Below are 20,035 nucleotides of genomic sequence, written 5' to 3'. Positions count from 1 at the left end.
GCGCCCAACCCGGCCCTCACGCGGGCGGATATGCCTGGATCGCGGGGTACGTCTTCGACCCGATGGTCAGGCCCCGCGGCGTGACGGTGTAGGTCGTGTCGTCGTTGGTGACCGAGTACGAGCGGTTCTTCGTGTCCGCGCGCACATTCGGCCGCAGCAGGCCGTTGCGGCCCTCCTCCGGGATCTCGCCGCCGACCTCGGCGTACCAGTCCTGGACCCGGTCGTGGCCCTGGTACCACAGCCCGGACCCGTCGCGCTCCTGGCAGATCCAGGCCTCTTTGTTGGTGGAGCTGCGCACGTACTGCACCAGCTGCATCGGCACCGCGGCGCCGGGGTCCTGCTTGCGCGCGCCGTCGCTGATGAACTGCGGGCAGTTCGCCGGCCGGCTGATCGTGCTCGGCTTCGCCGTCGCCCCGCCCGAGGACACCACCAACGGATCGTCACCGGTCGTTGACTTATTCTCATCTATGTCGCGTAAACCCAGGACGTATCCGAAGAGCGCTCCGACGACAGTGAGGATGAGCAACGAGAGACCGACGACGGTGACGGTTCGGCTCGACTCCGGGGCGGGCTCGGTCCCGATTCGCGACATGCACAGCAGGATCGCACCTGTGAGCCAGCACTCCGCATGCTGCCAGGTCGCTCCCGCGATCAGTAGGCTGAAAGTACGAGGGTGGATCACCCAGGGGGAGGACTCGACACGTGGCTGGAGACAGTGCATTCGTAGTGGTCGCCAACCGATTGCCCGTCGACAAGGTGGTGGGCCCGGACGGGGAGGTCAGCTACCGCAGGAGCCCGGGCGGTCTGGTGACGGCGCTCGAGCCGGTCCTCCAGCAGCGCAACGGGACCTGGGTGGGCTGGCCCGGCGGGGCCGGGGACGCCGACGCCAAGGAGGAGACGTTCGAGGCCGGCGGGGTCCACCAGCACACCGTGCCGCTGAGCGCCGGCGAGATCGAGCGCTACTACGAGGGCTTCTCCAACTCCAGCCTCTGGCCGCTCTACCACGACGCCGTGGAGACGCCGATCTTCAAACGGCGTTGGTGGGAGTCGTACCGCCTGGTCAACGAGCGGTTCGCGAAAGCGGTCGCCGACGATGCCGCGCCCGGCGCGACGGTGTGGGTGCAGGACTACCAGCTGCAGCTCGTGCCGGCCCTGCTGCGCGAGTCCCGGCCCGATCTCAAGATCGGATTTTTTCTGCACATTCCATTTCCCCCGGTCGAATTGTTCATGCAACTACCGCGTCGCGCCGACATTCTCAAGGGTCTGCTCGGTGCCGATTTGGTCGGTTTTCAACGTCCACTCGGCGCACAGAACTTCGTCCAACTGGCCCGACATCTGCTGGGCACCCGCGTGCGCCGCGGCATCGTGGAGTGGGAGGGGCGCACGGTGCGCGCCGAGGCCTTCCCGATCTCGATCGACGTCGAGGAGATGCGCCGTCTCGCCGCCTCCCCGGAGGTGCAGGCCAGGGCGGCCGCGATCCGCACCGAGCTCGGCGAGCCCCGCACGATCATCCTCGGCGTGGACCGGCTCGACTACACCAAGGGCATCGAAAGAAGGCTCAAGGCATTCAGGGAACTGCTGTCGGATGGACGACTCACGGCGCCCGAGACGGTGATGGTACAAGTGGCTACGCCGAGCCGGGAGCGGGTGGAGCACTACCAGACGCTCCGGGTGAACGTTGAGCGTGAGGTCGGGCGGATCAATGGCGAGTACGGACGTGTGGGCCAACCGGCCGTGCACTATCTCCATCAGTCGTACAGTCGGGCTGAGCTGGCTGCGTTGTATGTTGCGGCCGACGTGATGATGGTGACTCCGCTGAGGGATGGCATGAACCTGGTGGCCAAGGAGTACGTCGGGGCCCACGCCGACGGCAAGGGCGCCATCGTGCTCTCCGAGTTCGCGGGCGCGGCCGCCGAGCTGCGCCAGGCGTTCCTGTGCAACCCGCACGACCTCGACGGGGTGAAAGACGCACTCACGCGTGCGATCCATGTCGACCCGGTCGAGGGCCGCAAGCGAATGCATGCTATGCATTCCCACCTGCGCGCGCACGATGTCCGCACCTGGGCGGACTCGTTCCTCGACGCGCTCGGCGCCGCATCATGACCCGCCCGTCGGCTCGGCGCCCGCACCGCCGCACCACCCGACACCCTGCAGAACACCCGGAATGCACAACCGACTTCCACGAACAGGCCGGACATGAACCAGACCTCGACGACAGGCAGCGGCCTCTCGCTCGACCCGGACCTCCGCGCGGCGGTGCTACGCGTCGCCCGCGTGCCCAACCTCTTGGTGGCATGTGACTACGACGGCACCCTCGCGCCGATCGTTGCCGACCCCACCAAGGCGACTCCGACCGCCGAGTCCGTAGCCGCCGTACGCGCCCTCTCGTCGCTGCCGCAGACGACGGTGGGCGTGATCAGCGGACGGGCCCTGCGCGATCTTGCCGCTCTGTCCCGCCTCCCCGCCGAGGTACGCCTCGTCGGCAGCCACGGCTCCGAGTTCGACGTCGGCTTCGTCGACGAGCTACCCCCCGAACGCCAGCAGCGGCGCAGCGAGCTCCAGGCGGCCCTCACCGCCATCTGCAACAACCAGCCGGGCGTCCGGCTGGAGGGCAAGCCCGCGAGCGTGGCCGTGCACACCCGGGCCGCGCCGCGGGACGTGGCCCAGCGGGTCTTCGACGCCGTCCGCAGCGGTGCGGCCCTGTGGCCGGACATCGAGGTGACCACCGGCAAGGAGGTCATCGAGCTCTCGGTGGTGCCGACCGACAAGGGCCTGGCCGTCGACGCCCTGCGCATGCAGGTCTCGGCGAGCGCGGTGGTGTACCTCGGCGACGACGCCACCGACGAGAAGGCCTTCGCCCACCTGCACGGCCCCGACCTCGGCATCAAGGTCGGCACCGCGGACGAGGAGACCCAGGCCCGCTTCCGCATCGCCGACGCGACCGCGGCCGTGGCCGTGCTCGAGCTGCTGCTGTTCACCCGCCGGCGCTGGCTCTTCGGCGAGCAGGCGGTGCCGATCGAGCGCCACTCGATGCTCTCCAACACCCACACCGTCGCGCTGCTGACCCCGGCCGCCCGGGTGACCTGGCTGTGCCACCCGAAGCCGGACTCCGGCGCGGTCTTCGCCGACCTGCTCGGCGACACCGCGGCCGGGCACTTCACGGTGCAGCCGGAGAAGGGCGGCACGCCGCTCGGGCAGCGGTACCGCCCCGGGACCATGACGGTGGAGACCCGCTGGTCGGGGCTGACCGTCACCGACTGGCTGGACCACCACCGCACCGGCAACTCGCTGATCCGCGTGCTGTCGGGCAGCTCCCGGGCCCGCATCGACTTCGTCCCGCGCCCCGACTTCGGCCAGGTGCACATCCGCCTGCAGCCGCTCGGCGGCGACGGCCTGCTGGTGCTGGGCTCGAACGAGCCGATCGCCCTGTACTCCCCCGGCATCGAATGGGAGATCAGCTCCGACGGCCACAGCGACATGGCCCGCGCGACGGTCGACCTCAACGCCGTCGGTGGCTCGGCCATGCTGGAGCTGCGCCTGGGTACCGACTCGATCGAGGCCCCCCGGGTCGCCCTGGCCGAGCGCCAGATCGCCGCCGAGGCCACCTGGCGGGACTGGGCGGAGTCGCTGAAGCTGCCCTCGGTCGCCAAGGACCTGGTCCGGCGCAGCGCGCTCACCCTGCGTGGCCTGTGGCACAAGCCCAGCGGCGCGATCCTGGCCGCGGCGACCTCGTCGCTGCCGGAGGAGATCGGCGGCTCCCGCAACTGGGACTACCGGTACTGCTGGCTGCGCGACGCGTCCCTGACCGCCAAGGCCCTGGTCGACCTCGGCTCGACCGAGGAGGCCGAGTCGCTGGTGCGCTGGACCCTGCGGGTGTCCGACAACACCGACGGCCATCCGGAGCGGCTCCACCCGCTGTACACCCTCGACGGCAACGAGCTCGGCCCCGAGGCCGTGATCGAGGCGCTGCCGGGCTACGCGGGCTCCCGCCCGGTACGCATCGGCAACGCGGCCAACGGCCAGGTCCAGCTGGACGTCTTCGGCCCGGTCGCCGACCTGATCTGCGCCCTGGCCGACGTGCGCCCGCCCGAGGAGGGCGACTTCGCGCTCATGAGCGCGATGGTCGAGGCCGTCGAGCGCCGCTGGCACGAGCCGGACCACGGCATCTGGGAGGCCCGCCGCCGCCCGCGGCACTACGTGTACTCCAAGGTCATGTGCTGGATGACCGTCGACCGCGGCATCCAGCTCTGCGAGCGCCAGGGCCGCCCGGTGCCCGAGGCCTGGCACACGCTGCGCAAGACCATCGCGGGCAACGTGCTGGACAAGGGCTGGAACGACAAGATCGGCGCCTACACGGTCGCCTACGGCTACGAGGAGATGGACGCCTCGGTGCTGTGGATCGGCCTGTCCGGCCTGCTGCAGGACGACGACCCGCGCTTCCTGGCCACGGTCCTGGCCGTCGAGGCCGACCTGCGGGAGGGCCCGACGGTGTACCGCTACCGCTGGGACGACGGCCTACCGGGCGTCGAGGGCGGCTTCCACCTGTGCACCACGTGGATGATCGAGGCCTACCTGCGCACGGGCCGCCGAGCCGACGCCGAGGAGCTGTTCGCCCAGTTCATCGAGTGCGCCGGCCCGACGGGGCTGCTCCCGGAGGAGTACGACCCGCTGACCGAGCGCGCACTGGGCAACCACCCGCAGGCGTACTCGCACCTGGGCCTGATCCGCTGTGCCCTGGAGCTCGACCGCGCGTAACGCTGGTTTGCCGGGGCGCTCCTTCTGTGGCCAGAGGGGGCGCCCCGGTCGTACCTGCCCCGCCTCAACCTGTGAACGGATTGCGCCCGAGCACGTCGATCATGACGGCGGCGAGGTCGACCGGCCGATCATCGCCGGCCGCCCCACGCTGGGCCGAGATCTCTTCGAGCCGGTCGGCGATCTGTCGCAGGTCGCTCGCGTCGCCGACGAACGGCAGAGGCCGGCCGTCGGGCCCCTTGTAGACCACCGTGGCCAGGCCCAGCCGCCCGTCGCCGGCAACGGTCAGCGAAGCCATCCCGAGGCTCATCCGGGCCTCGGCGATCGTCGTGACCAGGCGCCGCTCGGTCAGCGTGACCGGCTTGAAGCCGTAGTGGCGATAGAACCCCGCGGCCGCATCACTGATGGCATCGACGACGACCAGCCGCCCGCCGCCCCTGTCGGCGGCCTCCACGAGGTTCTCGAGGGCGTCCAGGAGCAGCTCACCACCCAGGCCATCGCCGTGCAGGTCGCGATGCAGCGCGAGTTTGGCGATCAGGTAGCCCGGCACCGAATTCGAGCCCTTGGCCTGCTTGCTCGTCAGATCCGACTTGGCCACCGCGTGCGGCATGACCGCGTAGTACGCCTTGACGATGTGCGAACCGGACGCCGTCCAGACATACACCTTGGCCAAGCCGTCGTCGTTGACGCGCCTGGCCGCTTGCCGGAGCCAGCTGTTCAGGGCCTCGTCGGTGCAGTCGAAACCTTCCAGTTCGTGCTCCGGTCTCAGCGGGCCGGACTCCCACGTCGTCATCGCCGCGTGAACCTCCGCGGTCTTGCGGCGAGGCGCGCGAGGCTCGGGATCTCCGCGGGCTCTTCCAGGGCGGCCAGCAGCTCCTCGTACTGGTCTTCCGGCATGAGCGTGACATCCGAACGAGCAAGAACCTTGTTCGCGGCCGCTCTGGCGGCTTCAAGCACGAACGCTGACGCGCTGGTCTGCGTCAGGCTGGCGGCTTGGAGGATGAGCTCGTGTTCCTCGGGTGTCGTTCGCATCTCGATGCGTTCGGTCTTGGCCATGGCGTCCGCCTCCATCCGTCAGTGTACGGCAGTTGTACGGCACTGCCCAGCGGTCACGACCCCGCGGGCGGGTCGGTCGGGAGCGCCTCGACGACCGGGCCGATGACGATCACGGCCGGTGGGCGCAGGCCCGCGGTCTTCGCCGCGTCCGCGACCGTCGACAGCGTCGCCCGCACCGTGCGCTGGTCGCGCGTCGTGCCCTCCTGGACCACGGCCACGGGCGTGTCGGGGGACCGTCCGTGCTCCTGCAGTACCGCCGCGATCGCCGCCAGGTTCTTCAGCCCCATGAGCACGCACACCGTCCCCCGCAACCGGGCCAGCGCCGCCCAGTCGACCAGGGACTCCGCGTGCCCGGGCGCGAGGTGCCCGGAGACGACCGTGAACTCGTGCGCCACCCCGCGGTGCGTCACCGGGATTCCGGCCGCCGACGGTACCGCGATCGCGCTCGTGATCCCCGGTACCACCACGACCGGCACCCCGGCCGCGGCGCAGGCGAGCACCTCCTCGCCGCCGCGGCCGAAGACGTACGGGTCGCCGCCCTTGAGGCGGACCACGAACTTGCCGGCCTGGGCCCGCTCGACCAGGACGCGGTTGATCTCCTCCTGGGCGGCCGAGGGGCCGTAGGGGATCTTGGAGGCGTCGACGAGCTCGACCTCGGGGCGCAGCTCGTCCAGGAGCAGGCCGGCCGCCAGGCGGTCGATCACCACGACGTCGGCGGCGGCGAGGAGGCGGCGGCCCCGCACGGTCAGCAGCTCGGGGTCGCCGGGGCCGGAGCCGACCAGCGCCACCGTCCCGGCCCGGTTCTCCCCGAGCGGGACCGCGCCGGTCGCCAGCTGCTCGCCGATCGCGTCGCGCACGGCGACCGCGCGCACCGGGTCGCCGCCGGCCAGGACGGCCACGGTGAGCGGGCCCTGGCGGGTCACCGCGGGCGTCCACGCGGTCGCGGCGTGCCGGTCGTCGGCGCGCACGGTGAAGATCCGCTTCGCCGCGGTCACCTCGCTTATCGCGCGGGCCGCCTCCGGGTCGCTGACGGCGACGTGGACGAGCCAGGCGTCGTCGGCGTCGGCGGGCTCGAAGCGGCGCTCGCGCCAGGTGAGCCGGCCGGCGTCGAGGTGCGCGCGCAGGGCGGGGGTGATGTGGGGCGAGACGAGCACGACGTCCGCGCCCGCGTCGAGCAGGGCGGGCACGCGCCTGGTGGCGACCGCGCCGCCGCCGACCACCAGGACGCGCAACCCGTCGAGCCGCAGACCGAGGGGGTAGGGGTTCACTTGTGGGCTACTCCAGCGGAATCGAAAGTGGCAACCTCGTGCAACACGCGGACAGCACTGGCCACGATCGGCAGCGCCAGGACGGCGCCGGTGCCCTCGCCCAGGCGCAGGCCGAGGTCGACGAGCGGTTCGAGCTCAAGATAGCCCAGGGCGACGGTCGCGCCCGGCTCGGCCGAGCGGTGCCCGGCCACCATCGCGACGGTCGCGGCCGGGGCGAGCGCGTGGGCGGCCAGGGCGGCCGAGGCGGCGATCACGCCGTCGAGCACGACCGGCACACGCAGCTCGGCGGCCTTCAGGATGTACCCGGCCAGCGCCGCGTGCTCCAGCCCGCCGACCGCGGCCAGCACGTCGAGCGGGTCCTCGGCGTGCAGCCCGACGACCGCGGACGTGACCACGGCCACCTTGCGGGCGTGGGTCTCGCTGTCGATGCCGGTGCCGAGGCCGGTCACGGCGGCCGGGTCGGCGTGCGTGAACGCCGCGATGAGCGCCGCCGACGGGGTGGTGTTGGCGATGCCCATGTCGCCGGTGAGCAGCGCCCGGGCGCCGCCGGCGACCAGGTCCTCGGCGACCCGCATGCCGGCCTCGATCGCGCGTACCGCCTCGTCGCGGGTCATCGCCGGCTCGACGCTCAGGTCGCGGGTACTCGCGCGGATCTTGCGGTCGAGCAGCCCCTCGGCCGGGTCCAGGGTCGCCTTCACGCCCACGTCCACGACCGTGACCGCCACTCCGGCCTGGCGCGCGAAGGCGTTGACCACGGCCCCGCCGGCCAGGAAGTTGGCCACCATCTGCGCGGTGACCTCCTGCGGCCACGGGGTCACGCCCTGGTCGTGCACGCCGTGGTCACCGGCGAAGATCGCGAGCGCGGCCGGCTCCGGGATCGGCGGCGGGCAGGTGCCGGCGAGACCGGCCAGGCGTACCGCCAGCGTCTCCAGCGCCCCCAGCGACCCCATCGGCTTCGTGAGTCGGCCCTGCAGGGCCCGGGCGGCCGCGATGGCCTCGTCGTCGAGCGGCCGGATCGCGGCGATCGTCTCGTTCAGCATGTTCACCCTCCCAGTACGTCGGACAACACCGCGACGAAGGCGTCACTGGTGGCAGTGTCCCGCACGGCAATACGTAACCAGTCCGGGCCCAGTCCCGGGAAGGTTTCGCCACGTCGCACCGCGAACCCGCGCTCGCGCAGCGCGGCCCGCACCCGCTCGCCGTCCGCGACCCTGATCAGCACGAACGAGCTCGCCGGGCGCCCGGCGACGGTCACGCCGGCCCGCGTCAGCGCCGCGACGAGGTGCTCACGCTCGGCCGCGAGCCGGACGGCGATCTCACGCTCCGTGTCGACCGCCCGCTCGGAGGCGCACGCGATCGCGGCGGCGAGCGCGGGCGTGGAGACGCTCCACAGCGGCGCCTGCTCGCGCATCCGGTCGAGCAGGCCGGCCGGGCCGAGCACGTAGCCGATCCGCAGCCCGGCCAGGCCCCACGTCTTGGTCAGGCTGCGGATCACCAGCAGCCCGGACAGGTCGCGGCGGGCGGCGAGGGACTCGGGCTCGGCCGGGACCGTGTCGGCGAAGGCCTCGTCGACCACGGTGGTCCGGCCCGGCCGCGTCAGGCTCGCGAGCACGGTCGCCTCATGGAGTACCGACGTCGGGTTTGTGGGGTTGCCCACGACCACCAGATCGGCCTCGGCGGGCACGTCGGACCCGCGCAGCGTGAAGCCGTCGGCCGCGCGCAGCACGACCCGCCCGACGGCGTGACCAGCGGCCAGCAGGGCGGCCTCGGGCTCGGTGAACTGTGGGTGTACCACCACCGCCCGCTCGGGGCGCAGCGCCCGCGCGAGGAGCACGAAGGCCTGCGCGGCCCCGGCGGTCAGCAGCACCTCGTCCGGGGGCCGCCCGTGCCGCGCCGCGATCGCCGCGGTGGCCTCGGCCGGGTCCGGGTACCGGGCCAGGTGCGCCAGCGAGGCCGCCACCGGCGCCATGAGCCACGACGGGGGCGCCGCCGTGCGCACGTTGACGGCGAGGTCGACGAGGCCCGGCGCGATCTCAGCGTCGCCGTGGAACCGCAGCATCAGGCGATCGTCGCGTACGGCGACCCGAATTGTCCGAGCTTAAGAATGTGATCGCGCGCACGCTGCGGGTGGCCGGCGGCCTCTTCGCGCTCCTGCGAACCGGCCTCATCGCCGGGCTGGCGCTGGCCGCGCTGATCTATCCGCTGGCGGCGATCGGCGGCATGGGGGCCAAGAAGGGCGCCGACGAGCCGGCCATGCCCGCGGGGGCACTGCGCGAGTCCCGGCCGGCCCAGACCACGCACGTGTACGCCGCGGACCGCACCACGATGCTCGCGCAGTCGCGGGTCTTCGCGGCGGTACGCCGCCCGATCGCCGGCAAGTCCGGCACGACGGACGACGACCGTTCGGCCTGGTTCGTGGGCATGACCCCGGGCCTCACGGTCGCCGGCTTCATCGCCGACCCGGACAATCCCGTGCACCGCGTGGGCGCCGGCAACGCGGGCAAGCCGCGCGAGACGGTGGCCGAGACCATGCGCGACGCCCTGGCGGGCACGCCGGTGCGCGGCTTCGTGGCGCCCGGCCCGCAGATCGTGGGCCGGAAACCGGCCGCGAAGCCCCGCACCCGCGGCCGGGTCTGGAGCGCTCGCCCTTACCGAATGTCCGAGGGCAGCAACGACCAGCTCTCGAGGTCGACCCGCCCGCTGGCCAGCGACCCGGCGTTGCGCATCAGCCCCTCGTACGTGAACCCGGCCTTCTCCGCCACCCGCCGCGAGGCCACGTTCCCGGGCGCGACCCGCAGCTCGATGCGCTGGAACCGGTGCTCGAGCAGCAGTGAGAGCGCGAGCACGTCGACGGCCTCGGGCGCGACCCCGTACCCCCGGGCGTCGGCGGCCACGGCGTAGGCGATCTCGGTCGAGCGCGTCAGCCAGTCGGTGTTCTTGGTCCAGAGACACCCGACGAGCCGCTCGTCCTCGCGCCGCACGATGCCGTAGTGGTCCCCGGCCCCGCTGTCGCGGCGCTCGACCGCGAGCTCGGTGCACCACGCGTACCCGTCGAACTCCTCGATCTCGTCCTGCGCCACGGGCAGCCACCGCCGCACGAGCCGGTCGGCGAAAATCTCCCCGACACGCTTGTCGTCATCGGCACAGAGCGGCCGCACGCTGAGCCGCGGCGTGTCAACGAGCAACGATGGAAAGCGCCGCAACGCCACCGACCAGGTCGACACTAGGCCGCCTCGCTGGACCCACCGGCGGGCGGCTTCCCGCCGCCCCCGTCACCGTCCGTATCGCCGTCGGCCCGCGGCGCACCGAGACCCGAGGCGCCGGACACCCCTGGCGCGGCCCCCGCACCCGGCGCGGCCACGGCCCCCGAGGCGCCCGGCCCAGCGACGGCGCCTGGGACACCCGGCGCGACGTGACCGGCGCCCCGACCCCCGGCCCCGATGACACCCACGTTCGAAGCGCCGGGCGCGCCCTGTCCGGCGACACCGGAGAGGGGCGGAGCGGAGATCGCGGCGGCGGATGGATCGGACGCTGTTCCCGAAACTGGCGAAGAAGGCACGGAACCGGACACTACCGAACCGGGCGGCGCCGACACGGGCCCCGACACGGGCGCGGCGGGAATCGACGAAGTTCCGACAGAGCGCCCACCCGCGGGCGGCCCCGAGACCGGCGGCGCCGACACCGGCGCCTGCTCCGCGATCTCGACCCCCGGGCGCTCCTGCGACGGGTACGACCCCGCCTCCCCCGACTGCACCGCCTCCGACTCCCCCGCCGGCATCGAGGTCACCCCGCCGGGCGCCGCCGACACGGGCGCCGAGGCCTGCGGCATCGGGTCGGCGAAGACCGGCATCGGCGCCGAGGACACCGGCATAGCGGCCGACGTGGCCGCCCCGCCCGCGACGAGCCCGGCACCCCCGGCCGCCCCGGAGACCGGCCCGGCAACGGGCGATGAGACGGGCTGCACACCGGCGGCGGAGGCGCCCCGAGCACCGGCCCCCGGCCCGTACGCGGTGATCGGCCCCGTCACCGAACCCCCCGCCAAGGACACGGACCCGGCAGGCGAGGACACCGGCCCGGCAGCCGAAGACACGGGCGCGGCAGGCGAGGACACGGAATGAGCGGGCGACGACACCGGGCGCGCGGGCGAGGACACGGGCGCGGCGGCCGAAGACGCAGACTGAGCCGGCGACGACACCGGCCGGGCGGAAGACTGGACGGGCACAACCCCAGACGATGGCAGCCCGGACGCCCCCGCGGGCTCGTTCGGCCCGGAAGGCACCCCAACGCTCGCCTCATCCGTCGCGCCAGGAACAGCCAGCACCGTCGTAGCCTCGGACCCATCCCCGTCGCCCGAATTGCCCGAAACGTCCCCCGAGTCGGCATTCGCCCCGGAGACAGGTTCAGCGGTCGGCGAGGCCACCGCGGGCGCACCGGACACGGACGCGGCCGCCCCGGAAACCGGAGCCGTCGCACCCGGCAACGATCCCGCCGCGGAGGAGAAGCCAGACGACGCCCCGGCCGGAGGACCGGAGACCGAAGGCACCCCAGCGGGAGGACCGGAGACCGAAGGCACCCCGGCCGGAGGAGCCGAGACCGAGGACGGGCCGGCCGCGGGGGCGGAAACGGACGACGCTGCCGCAGGGCCCGAAACCGACAAAACCGACCCGGGAGCAGAGACCAACGACGGCGCAGGGGCGGAAACCGACGACGACGCCGCACCCCCGGCGGGCGCCGACCCGGTCGCCGACGACCACGGAACCGGCATGGCCGGCCCCAGCGCCGGCCCGAACGGCGAAGACGCCCCCGGCGAGGTCGGCGCGCTGGCCGGAGCCGAAGACCGGTACGTCGCCCCCACCGCCGGATGCGTCCCCGCCGACGCCGGCACCGACGCCGCGATGGTCCCGGCCCCGCCCGGGCTGGCCAGGATCGACCCCGGAATCGCGGCCGGCAGTTTCGGCGCCGGCGCGTCCGGCGTCGTGTAGTCGGCCGCGTAACTGAGCGCCCCGGGCGGCAGCGGCTCACCCTCGGACGAAATTCCGTGCAAGGCGACCGGCGCAGGCCCGGCCCCGGAGCCGCCCGGCGAAAAGCCGGCCGCGGAGGCACCCGCCAGAGGACCGGCCGCGGAGCTGAGCACGGAGGCAGCAGCCGGCGGAGCGGTGACCGAAGCGGCCGCCGAAGACCCGGCAACAGGGGCGGCCGGCGGCCCGGTGACCGGGGCGGCGGCCGGAGACGCGACGAGGGCGCCGGCCGGAGACGCGGTGAGCGCGCCGGCCGGAGACGAGGTGAGCGCGCCGGCCGGAGACGAGGCGAGCGCGCCGGCCGGAGACGAGGCGAGCGCGGCGGCCGGCGGCGCGGTGACCGAGGCCGACGCCGGAATCCCGGTGATCGGCGCAGCGGGCAGCACCGGCGCGGTCGGGAAGTTCATGACGGGCACGGAGGGCCGGCCGTACGGGCTGGCCGACGGCGTGCTCCACTGCCCCGGAGCCGGCGCCGCCGTGGCCCCGGCCGCCGCCACGAAGCGGGACGCGATCGCGGGCGTTCCGGCCCAGTGCAGGCCGAGGTAGGAGGCGTGCACGCCGCGCTGCACGAAGCCCTCCGCCGGGCCGCCGGCCCAGGTCCAGGCGGCCTGCAGGCCGGCCCGCGGGGTGATGCTCGTGCGGTGCATCTTGTGGCCGATGACCTGCGCGCCGACGGGCAGCAGGACCGAGGAGGAGCGGGCGGTCGCCTCGCGGTAGCCGAGCACGACGAGGTCGGTCTCGCGGGCCGAGGCGTCCACGACCCCGCACATCGGGCGCCCGTTGAAGTCGCGGCAGAGCCAGACCAGGCCGGTGCCCTCCGCGGCGATCGGCTTGCCCGCGGCGGCGTGCGCGGCCACGGCGCTGCGGAGCCGGCCGTTGAAGGTCAGCTCCTCCGCGTACGACTCGGGCAGCGCGGCCCCGATGACCAGGCCGTCGACGCCGGCCGGGAGGACCTCGTCGCGCAGCGGGTCGAACGGGACGACCTCGGCGCCGGCCGCGGTGAGCAGCTCGGCGGTCTCCGGGTAGGCGAACGCGACGCCGACGATCGGGCGGCGGCCGATGCGGGTGGCGGCGACCGGGGACTGGCTCTCGGCGGCCGCGGCGATCTCGGCCTCCGCGCTCCACGGGTCGGAGGTCAGCCGGGGTGCGGAGCGGGCCAGGGCCATGGTGCGGTCGATGTCGACGGCGCCCGCGATGACCTCGCCGAGGCGGCGCACGGCCCGCACGGCGTCGAGGTTGTGGTGCACGACCGGGGCGACGCCGTGGTGGCGGGAGGGCAGCGGGGCCCCCGACTCGCCGGCGTCGGTGAGCGCGTGGCGGCGCAGGGCGCCCAGGACCGGGACCCCGATGTCGTCGAGGGCCTCCCGCAGCAGCTGCTCGTGGCGGGTGGAGGCGACCCGGTTGAGGATCACGCCGCCGAGCCAGAGCAGTTCGTCGTAGGCCCGGAAGCCGTGCACCAGCGCGGCCACCGACTGCCCCATCGCCCCGACGTCGACGACCAGGATCACCGGCGCGCGCAGCAGGCCGGAGATCTGCGCGGTCGACTCGCTGTCGGTGCGCCCGGCGAGGCCGTCGAAGAGACCCATCGTGCCCTCGACCACGGCGATGTCCAGCGACGCGGCCCCGTGCGCGAACAGCGGGCCCATCCGCTTGGCGCTCACCATGCGCGGGTCGAGGTTGCGCCCCGGGCGGCCCGCGGCCAGGCCCAGGTAGGCGGCGTCGACGTGGTCGGGCCCGATCTTGAAGCCGGCGGCGCGGTAGCCACGGGCGGAAAGCGCGGCGAGCAGCCCCACCGACACGGCGGTCTTGCCGTGACCGGACGACGGGGCGCTGATCACCAGCCGCGGGATCGTGCTCATGGGCTCCTCCGGCGCTGAGGCATACGTGTGTCCCGGACGATACCGAACGGGCGCCAACATGACCGTCCGGAACTGGACGGGCTACCGTGCATGGTTGTGTACCGGTTTCTCGCGACGCCCCGGTGGCTCGGCTACGCCGCGCTGACCCTGGCCGCGGCGACGGTCATGGTGCTGCTCGGCCTGTGGCAGCTCGACCGCTACGACCAGCGGGCGGAGATCAACGCCCGGATCAACGCCGGCACCTCGGCGACGCCGGTGCCGCTGACGGACGTCGTCGGCGCACCGCGGGCGGGCGCCGGGACGGTCGGGCCCGAGCCGGCGGAGCACTCGGAGTGGACGCGGGTGACCGTGACCGGCACCTACGACCCGGCGCACGAGATCCTCGTCCGCGGCCGTACGGTCGAGGGCGCCGTCGGCTTCGAGGTGCTCACCCCGCTCGTGCTGCGCGACGGCACCGCGGTGCTCGTCGACCGGGGCTGGGTGCGGCCCGCCTCGTCCGGCGCCCTGACCGCCCCCGACGTGCCCGCCGCGCCCTCCGGCGCGGTGACCGTCGCGGGCCGGCTGCGCCCGTCGGAGAGCCGGGGCGGCCGCCCGCAGGAGGTCGCCGGCCACGCGGAGATCCGCCGGATCACGCCCGCGGCGATCGCGCCGACCGTGCCCTACGCGCTCTTCGACGCCTACGTCAGCTCCGACGAGCCCGCGGCCGGCTTCACCGCCGTGCCCGCCGAGAAGCAGAACGCCCTGCAGAACGCCGGCTACGTCCTGCAGTGGTGGCTCTTCGCGGCCATGACCCTCTACGGCTTCGGCTACCTGGCGCGCCGGGAGGCGATCGGCCCGCGGCCGGACAACCTGCTGGACGAGGAGTTGGACGAGGAGGAGGAGCCGGTTCACAACGCCCCCTTGTGAATCGCCCGGACGGCGTCGATCGTGTCGGCCTCGTCGGGGCGTTTGTCCTCCCGGTACCGCAACACGCGCGCAAACCGCAGCGCCACCCCGCCCGGATAGCGCGGCGAGGTCTGCACCCCGTCGAAGGCGATCTCGACGACCATCTCGGGGCGCACCTTCACCACCCACTCGGACTCCTCGACGGCCAGCGCCCGCAGCTTCTCCGTCTGCCAGCGCAGCATCTCGTCGGTCATGCCCTTGAAGGTCTTGCCCAGCATCACGAACCCGCCGGTCGCGGAGTCGCGGGCGCCCAGGTGCAGGTTGGACAGCCAGCCGCGGCGCCGCCCGTGCCCCCACTCGACGGCGAGCACCACGAGGTCGAGCGTGTGCCGGGGCTTGACCTTGACCCAGGCCGCGCCGCGCCGACCGACGTCGTAGGGGGCGGCGGCCGACTTGATCACCAGCCCCTCGTGCCCGGCCGCGACCGCCGCGGCGAACGCCTCCTCGGCCGCCTCGGGCGAGTCGACCACGGTGCGCCCGACCCGCATCGGCTCCGGCACGACCCGTTCCAGGGCCGCCCAGCGCTCCCCGGCCGGGCGGTCGAGCAGGTCCTCGCCGTCGAGGTGGAGCACGTCGAAGAAGTACGGCTGCAGGATCGACACCCCGTCGCGCCGGGCGGCCCGGCTGGACGTCTCCTGGAACGGGATCGCCCGGCCGGTGCCCGGGTCGACGCCGACCGCCTCCCCGTCGAGCACGACCGAGGACACCCCGAGCCCGGCGATGGCCGCGACCACCCCGGGCACGCGGGCGGTGATGTCGTCGAGGCTGCGGCTGTACACCGAGATCGCGTCCCCGTCCCGGTGCACCTGGATCCGCACCCCGTCGATCTTGATGTCGGCCGCGGCCGGTGTGCCGGTGGCCGCGAGCGCCTCGGTGGCGTCGGGGGCGCTGGAGGCGAGCATCGGGGCGAGCGGCCGCCCGACGGTGAGCCGGTAGGCGTCGAGCGCCTCGGGCCCGTGCAGCAGCGCGTCGGCGGCGACGGCCTTGAGGTCGCCGGCGAGCAGCAGGGCGCGGCGCACGGCGGCGGAGGGGATCCCGGCGGCCCGGGCGACGGCGTCGGCGAGGAGCCCGGCCTGGGCGCCCTGGCGCAGTTCGCCGCTGAGCAGCCCGACCAGCAGGCGGCGCTCGGGCTCGGTGGCGGCGCCGAAGAGCGCGGCGACCTCGGCCCGGCGCGCGGCCTGGGAGCCCTTGCCGGCCAGCCCGGCCATGCGCTCGAAGGCGAGGTCGACCTCGGCGACGCTCAGCGACGCGCCGGTCGCGGGCGGCGGCAGGTCGCGCAGGCTGGCATACCCGACCCCGGTCTGGCGCTGGCGCAGCTCACCCGCGAGATACCCGGCCCCGGCCGAGACCGTGCGCTCGTCGCCGGAGGCGGCCAGGTCGCGGAGGGCGGCCGCCAGAAGCTCGATCTTGGCGTTGCGGGCGGGGGTGGCCGCCACCGCCCCGGAGACCTCGGCCAGCTGCTCGAATCGCATACCCCGGATTCTCGCCCAGGGGTACGACAAAAACCCGGCTCAGACCATCGCGCGGCGGATGCAGTCCAGCACCCAGCCCATCCGGCTCACGGCGATGTCGGGGTGCTCGCCGAACTCGTGGGCGACCAGCGCCGCACAGCCGTGGGGCCCGTGCCGGCACACGCTGAGCATGACCGCCCGGCGGATGCGCTCGGGGTCCAGCGTGTCCGAGGACTGCACGTCCGACACGAAGAGTGCGTCGGCGCGGACGTGTTCGAGCAGCTGTGGCGTCATGACTTGCTCCCTTCGCCTGAACCCGGTCCACGCCTCCGCCAGAGCACGGGCGGTCCGGGACAGGTGCAGACCGGGTGGTATCGGTCCGGCGACACAACCTGGCGATCCTTGACGAGATGACGGAAAATAGTGGAGTGAATACGTTCCGTGATCACAGGCTCGGCCCGGCGGCGCTCGACGCCGGGGTCGCGGCGGTCGTCACGGGCCTGCTGAGCTGGGTGTACCTGCCAGGCCCGCGTGCGGTGCCGGCGGCGCTCGCCACCTTGCTCGCCGTGATCACGCTGCACCCGTGGCTGCGCCGGCTTCCGGTCGCCCGAGCCGCCGGCCCGGCCACGCTGGTTCTCGTGTCGCTGGTGGCTCCGGGTGTACTGCTCGTGCGGTACACCCAAAATCAAATGCGCGACGTGCCGCCGGCCGCGATCGCCGGAGCGCTGGTGTTCCTGCTGGTCCTCGGGCGGATGGCCCGGCTCGTCGCGGACCAGCGCCGCATCGCCGCGACCGACGTTCTGACCGGGCTGTGCACCCGCCGCGCGTTCGAGGAGCGCCTGCACGGGCTGCGGCGCGGGCGCCCGGTGGCCGTGCTGCTGCTGGACATCGACCGCTTCAAGCGCATCAACGACGCCTTCGGCCACCCGGCCGGCGACCGGGTCCTCCGCGCGGTCGCGCACCGGCTGCGGGAGGCGGCCGGCCCCGGCGTCACCGTCGCCCGCTACGGCGGCGAGGAGTTCGCCCTGCTCATCCCCGACGCCGACGCCCCGCACGCGGCCCGCCTGGCCGACCGGTTGCGCGCGGCGATCGGCGCGACCGCGGTCGACCTGGGCGGCGGCGCGGTTCGCGTCGTGACAATTTCCGCCGGTACCGCCGTGCTGCCCACCGACACCACAAGCCCCGACGAGCTCATTCCCCTGGCCGACCGCGCCCTCTACGCCGCCAAGCGCGCGGGCCGCGACCGCGTGGTCGCCGCCACCCCGGCGCCGCGCCCCGGAACAACGCGCGACCGGGCCTTCGCAGCCAGGCCCGCCACGCGCGACCGCGCCGCCGGCGCCAAGACCACCACGCGCAGCCGAGCCGCAGAGGCCGAGACCACCACGCGCGACCGCGCCGCCGGCACCAAGGGCGCCACGCGCGACCGCGCCGCAGACGCCAACGGCGCCAAGGGCGCCAAGGGCGCCACGCGCAGCCGAGCCGCAGAGGCCAAGGCCGCCACGCGCGACCGGGCCGGCGGCGCCGAGACCGCCGTTCGCGACCGCGCCGCAGACGCCATGGACACGCCGCCCGCGCGCGCCGCCCGCGACCGGGCCGCGGAGGCCGTCGGCGGGCCACCGGCGGGCGCCCCGCGCGACTGGGCCGCCGCGAACGCCGCGAACGCGACCGCGCCTGTCGACCGGCGCGCGGCAGCCGCGGATGTGGCCATCTCCCCCGGCGCGGCCAAGCACGACGAGCCCGTGACCGACGAGTGGCCCGTCCCGCTACCCCGCCCGCGCCGCGCCGAGCTCGAGGCGGCCTGAGAGCAGCGCGTCGAGGTCGGCCGGCGGCACCGGGCGGGAGAAGAGGAAGCCCTGGGCGTACTCGCAGCCGAGCGCGCGCAGGGTGGCCGCCTGCTCCTCGGTCTCCACGCCCTCGGCGACGGTCTGCAGCGACAGCCCGCCGGCCAGCTGCAGGATCGCGCGCATGAGGGTCGTGTCGACCGCGGTGGCGACGAAGGTCCGGTCGATACGGTCCTTGCCGCCGTCCTTGGCCGCCTGCAGCGCCAGCCCCGCGTCGCCCCCAGGCGGCACAAACGACAGCGGGGCGCCGCGGCCACAATGCCGCGACGCCCCGCCGGTTGCCTGGTGGCTCAGTTCCGCCAGTCGAAGCCCTCCTCCACCACGACCTTGTCGGCCGTAGCGGTGATTCGGTCGGCGAACTTCTTCGCGTGGTGCCCGCAGAACGCCAGGTCGCCGGCGTTCGCGAAGGTCACGACGGCCTTGGCCGCGGCGTTGCAGCTGTCGCAGCGCTCGCCCGCCAGCTCGGGGACGACGTGAACGGCCGGGCGCGAGATCAGCATCGGGGTCATCTCAAGTCTCCTCGAAAAATCGTGACGGGGTATGTGCGGTCCGTTTTGAGGCTTATCCGGGAGTTGCGCCGTACCTAACCAACATTACGTTCGTCGGATTTGAGCGCCTAGTTCAGATGCGTTGGCATTCGGTCACCGCTCGGTTGCCACTCCTGTCCGATCGTCCGATGCATCACGCGGGCAATTCGCATACCCGCCCGGCAACGTTTCGACACCAGGCCTCCGGCGAGGTCGCCGACGGCGGTCCTGAGCGCGGCCCGAGCGCGGCGAATCCACTGTGGACACATCGACCGGCCGGTGCACCCCCGAACGGCAACTTCCGGCGAACCGGGGGTGTAACCCCGACTGCCGAATCTTGTGGAGGTCCGGATGACAACGCCGGATGCAGAACCTGCTCCACAGGATTCGCCAGCCACGGAAGGGCCCCAATAGATGTTTCCCCGTAACGCCCGCACATTCATGCCGATCGGCGCGCTTGCCATCGGTGCCGGAATCGGCGCCACGGTGCACAGCGGTATTGCCGCCGCTGCCGAGACGACCGGCGTTGTGCGCTCGGGCGCCGCGGAGGACACCTACAGCTCGAGCGCCCGCCCGACGTACAAGTTCGGCGCCTCCCCCACGGTCGTCGCCGGCCGCCAGGGCGGGGACCAGATGATCGGCTTCCTGAAGTTCAAGGTCGCCACGCCGGCCTCGGGCGCGACGGTCAAGGGCACCAAGGTGACCCTGACCCGCGACTCGGGCAACCTGCCCGGCACGCTGACGCTCAGCCGCGTCGCCGACACCGCGTGGCTCGAGAAGAGCCTGAGCGGCCAAGCCGTTCTTCCTGGTGCTGCGTCGAACGCGTCGTACACCGGCACGCAGAAGATGAGCGGCACCTCGATGGCGACCCCTCTGGTCACCACCCCCGCCGTCCCGACCACGCCGAGCACCCCGGCGACCTGCACCCCGGCCGTGAGCACCACGCCGGTCGCGATCGCCGACCGCGCCACCGTCGCGAGCAAGGTGACCGTGGCCAACTGCGCCGGCACCGCGTCCAGGACCGCCACCGTCAAGGTCGCGATCGCCCACCTCGACCGCGGCGACCTGATCGCCCCGGACGGCACCGACTACAAGGTCAAGAGCTCGATCTCCGCCGACGACGTGGCCTTCGGCACCGCGACCTACACGGTGGACCTCAACGGCATCTGGACGCTGCAGGTCAAGGACGTCTTCGCGGGCGACGCGGGCACCCTGACCGGCTGGACCCTCACCGTCTGACCCATCCACACCAGAGGCCCCCGCCATCTCGGCGGGGGCTTTCCGGCGTCTCCGACCATTCCCCGGAATCACCCGCAAA

Annotated in this window: 17 protein-coding genes and 1 pseudogene; 6 read left to right on the top strand and 12 right to left on the bottom strand. The window is 73.6% G+C overall.

Annotated features, from left to right (window positions below):
- Positions 1-16: 16 nt before the first annotated feature.
- Complete coding sequence (locus AB0B76_RS29920) at positions 17-430, bottom strand: hypothetical protein (protein ID WP_360381759.1); 414 nt, start codon at positions 428-430, stop codon at positions 17-19.
- Positions 431-702: 272 nt separating this feature from the next.
- Here AB0B76_RS29920 and AB0B76_RS29915 point away from each other — a divergent pair, with 272 nt between their 5' ends.
- Together AB0B76_RS29915 and otsB are read left to right on the top strand one after the other, a co-directional pair.
- On the top strand, positions 703-2,103 hold the full coding sequence (locus AB0B76_RS29915; RefSeq protein WP_360381757.1) for a trehalose-6-phosphate synthase: 1,401 nt from the start codon (positions 703-705) through the stop codon (positions 2,101-2,103).
- Positions 2,104-2,196: 93 nt separating this feature from the next.
- Entirely contained in the window at positions 2,197-4,755 is a 2,559-nt protein-coding gene (gene otsB, locus AB0B76_RS29910) for a trehalose-phosphatase (RefSeq protein ID WP_360381755.1), read from the top strand.
- Positions 4,756-4,819: 64 nt separating this feature from the next.
- Here otsB and AB0B76_RS29905 read toward each other — a convergent pair whose 3' ends face one another.
- The 5 genes from AB0B76_RS29905 to cobC are packed head-to-tail and all read right to left on the bottom strand — an operon-like array spanning position 4,820 to position 9,135.
- Entirely contained in the window at positions 4,820-5,545 is a 726-nt protein-coding gene (locus tag AB0B76_RS29905) for a GNAT family N-acetyltransferase (RefSeq protein ID WP_360381753.1), read from the bottom strand.
- Complete coding sequence (locus tag AB0B76_RS29900) at positions 5,542-5,823, bottom strand: DUF1778 domain-containing protein (protein WP_360381751.1); 282 nt, start codon at positions 5,821-5,823, stop codon at positions 5,542-5,544. Before AB0B76_RS29900 ends, AB0B76_RS29905 begins: the two co-directional genes overlap by 4 nt.
- Before the next feature lie 38 nt (positions 5,824-5,861).
- A complete protein-coding gene (cobA, locus tag AB0B76_RS29895) occupies positions 5,862-7,076 on the bottom strand; it encodes a uroporphyrinogen-III C-methyltransferase (RefSeq protein ID WP_360381749.1) in 1,215 nt (404 codons plus the stop codon).
- The gene (cobT, locus tag AB0B76_RS29890) at positions 7,073-8,116 is read right to left on the bottom strand and encodes a nicotinate-nucleotide--dimethylbenzimidazole phosphoribosyltransferase (protein ID WP_360381748.1); all 1,044 of its coding nucleotides are present in this window, start codon (positions 8,114-8,116) and stop codon (positions 7,073-7,075) included. Before cobT ends, cobA begins: the two co-directional genes overlap by 4 nt.
- A gap of 2 nt (positions 8,117-8,118) precedes the next feature.
- Positions 8,119-9,135, bottom strand: coding sequence for an Rv2231c family pyridoxal phosphate-dependent protein CobC (gene cobC / locus AB0B76_RS29885; RefSeq protein WP_360381746.1), 1,017 nt, complete (start codon positions 9,133-9,135; stop codon positions 8,119-8,121).
- A 296-nt stretch (positions 9,136-9,431) separates the two neighbouring features.
- Here cobC and AB0B76_RS29880 point away from each other — a divergent pair.
- Positions 9,432-9,620 (top strand): annotated as a pseudogene (locus AB0B76_RS29880) (hypothetical protein); the annotation flags it as partial.
- A 104-nt stretch (positions 9,621-9,724) separates the two neighbouring features.
- Here AB0B76_RS29880 and AB0B76_RS29875 read toward each other — a convergent pair.
- Together AB0B76_RS29875 and AB0B76_RS29870 are read right to left on the bottom strand one after the other, a co-directional pair.
- Positions 9,725-10,234, bottom strand: a complete 510-nt coding sequence (locus tag AB0B76_RS29875) for a GNAT family protein (RefSeq protein WP_360381947.1) — start codon at positions 10,232-10,234, stop codon at positions 9,725-9,727.
- A gap of 65 nt (positions 10,235-10,299) precedes the next feature.
- Positions 10,300-13,953: a cobyrinate a,c-diamide synthase gene (locus AB0B76_RS29870; RefSeq protein WP_360381744.1), complete on the bottom strand. Its 3,654-nt coding sequence runs from the start codon at positions 13,951-13,953 to the stop codon at positions 10,300-10,302.
- Between the two features lie 96 nt (positions 13,954-14,049).
- Between AB0B76_RS29870 and AB0B76_RS29865 the strand changes: the two genes are divergently transcribed.
- Positions 14,050-14,859 (top strand): SURF1 family protein, encoded by an 810-nt coding sequence (locus tag AB0B76_RS29865; protein WP_360381742.1) that lies wholly within the window; start codon positions 14,050-14,052, stop codon positions 14,857-14,859.
- On the opposite strand, the gene AB0B76_RS29860 is transcribed toward AB0B76_RS29865, so the two are convergent.
- Together AB0B76_RS29860 and AB0B76_RS29855 are read right to left on the bottom strand one after the other, a co-directional pair.
- Entirely contained in the window at positions 14,841-16,370 is a 1,530-nt protein-coding gene (locus tag AB0B76_RS29860) for an ATP-dependent DNA ligase (RefSeq protein WP_360381740.1), read from the bottom strand. The two genes, AB0B76_RS29865 and AB0B76_RS29860, sit on opposite strands and share 19 nt — an antisense overlap.
- Before the next feature lie 39 nt (positions 16,371-16,409).
- The gene (locus tag AB0B76_RS29855) at positions 16,410-16,643 is read right to left on the bottom strand and encodes a hypothetical protein (protein WP_360381738.1); all 234 of its coding nucleotides are present in this window, start codon (positions 16,641-16,643) and stop codon (positions 16,410-16,412) included.
- Between the two features lie 134 nt (positions 16,644-16,777).
- Here AB0B76_RS29855 and AB0B76_RS29850 point away from each other — a divergent pair, with 134 nt between their 5' ends.
- Complete coding sequence (locus tag AB0B76_RS29850) at positions 16,778-18,151, top strand: diguanylate cyclase (RefSeq protein ID WP_360381736.1); 1,374 nt, start codon at positions 16,778-16,780, stop codon at positions 18,149-18,151.
- Here the strand turns inward: AB0B76_RS29850 and AB0B76_RS29845 are convergent.
- Positions 18,113-18,421 (bottom strand): EAL domain-containing protein, encoded by a 309-nt coding sequence (locus AB0B76_RS29845; RefSeq protein ID WP_360381735.1) that lies wholly within the window; start codon positions 18,419-18,421, stop codon positions 18,113-18,115. The two genes, AB0B76_RS29850 and AB0B76_RS29845, sit on opposite strands and share 39 nt — an antisense overlap.
- Positions 18,422-18,480: 59 nt before the next feature.
- Positions 18,481-18,699 carry a hypothetical protein gene (locus AB0B76_RS29840; RefSeq protein ID WP_360381733.1) on the bottom strand — a complete coding sequence of 73 codons (219 nt, stop codon included), beginning with the start codon at positions 18,697-18,699 and terminating at the stop codon, positions 18,481-18,483.
- Between the two features lie 432 nt (positions 18,700-19,131).
- Here AB0B76_RS29840 and AB0B76_RS29835 point away from each other — a divergent pair, with 432 nt between their 5' ends.
- A complete protein-coding gene (locus tag AB0B76_RS29835) occupies positions 19,132-19,956 on the top strand; it encodes a proprotein convertase P-domain-containing protein (RefSeq protein WP_360381731.1) in 825 nt (274 codons plus the stop codon).
- The last annotated feature ends 79 nt before the right edge of the window (positions 19,957-20,035 follow it).

This window comes from Dactylosporangium sp. NPDC049140 (assembly GCF_040648435.1).
The sequence above is the reverse complement of the archived record's forward strand: the minus strand, read 5'-3'. Positions and strand labels throughout refer to the sequence as shown.

Excerpts from the sequence above, each read along its gene's own strand:
- AB0B76_RS29860 (WP_360381740.1), bottom strand. The coding sequence starts at position 16,370 with ATGCGATTCGAGCAGCTGGCCGAGGTCTCCGGGGCGGTGGCGGCCACC.
- AB0B76_RS29870 (WP_360381744.1), bottom strand. The coding sequence starts at position 13,953 with ATGAGCACGATCCCGCGGCTGGTGATCAGCGCCCCGTCGTCCGGTCAC.
- AB0B76_RS29900 (WP_360381751.1), bottom strand. The coding sequence starts at position 5,823 with ATGGAGGCGGACGCCATGGCCAAGACCGAACGCATCGAGATGCGAACG.
- AB0B76_RS29840 (WP_360381733.1), bottom strand. The coding sequence starts at position 18,699 with ATGACCCCGATGCTGATCTCGCGCCCGGCCGTTCACGTCGTCCCCGAG.
- AB0B76_RS29905 (WP_360381753.1), bottom strand. The coding sequence starts at position 5,545 with ATGACGACGTGGGAGTCCGGCCCGCTGAGACCGGAGCACGAACTGGAA.
- AB0B76_RS29835 (WP_360381731.1), top strand. The coding sequence starts at position 19,132 with ATGTTTCCCCGTAACGCCCGCACATTCATGCCGATCGGCGCGCTTGCC.
- AB0B76_RS29855 (WP_360381738.1), bottom strand. The coding sequence starts at position 16,643 with ATGACGCCACAGCTGCTCGAACACGTCCGCGCCGACGCACTCTTCGTG.
- cobT (WP_360381748.1), bottom strand. The coding sequence starts at position 8,116 with ATGCTGAACGAGACGATCGCCGCGATCCGGCCGCTCGACGACGAGGCC.
- cobC (WP_360381746.1), bottom strand. The coding sequence starts at position 9,135 with ATGCTGCGGTTCCACGGCGACGCTGAGATCGCGCCGGGCCTCGTCGAC.
- otsB (WP_360381755.1), top strand. The coding sequence starts at position 2,197 with ATGAACCAGACCTCGACGACAGGCAGCGGCCTCTCGCTCGACCCGGAC.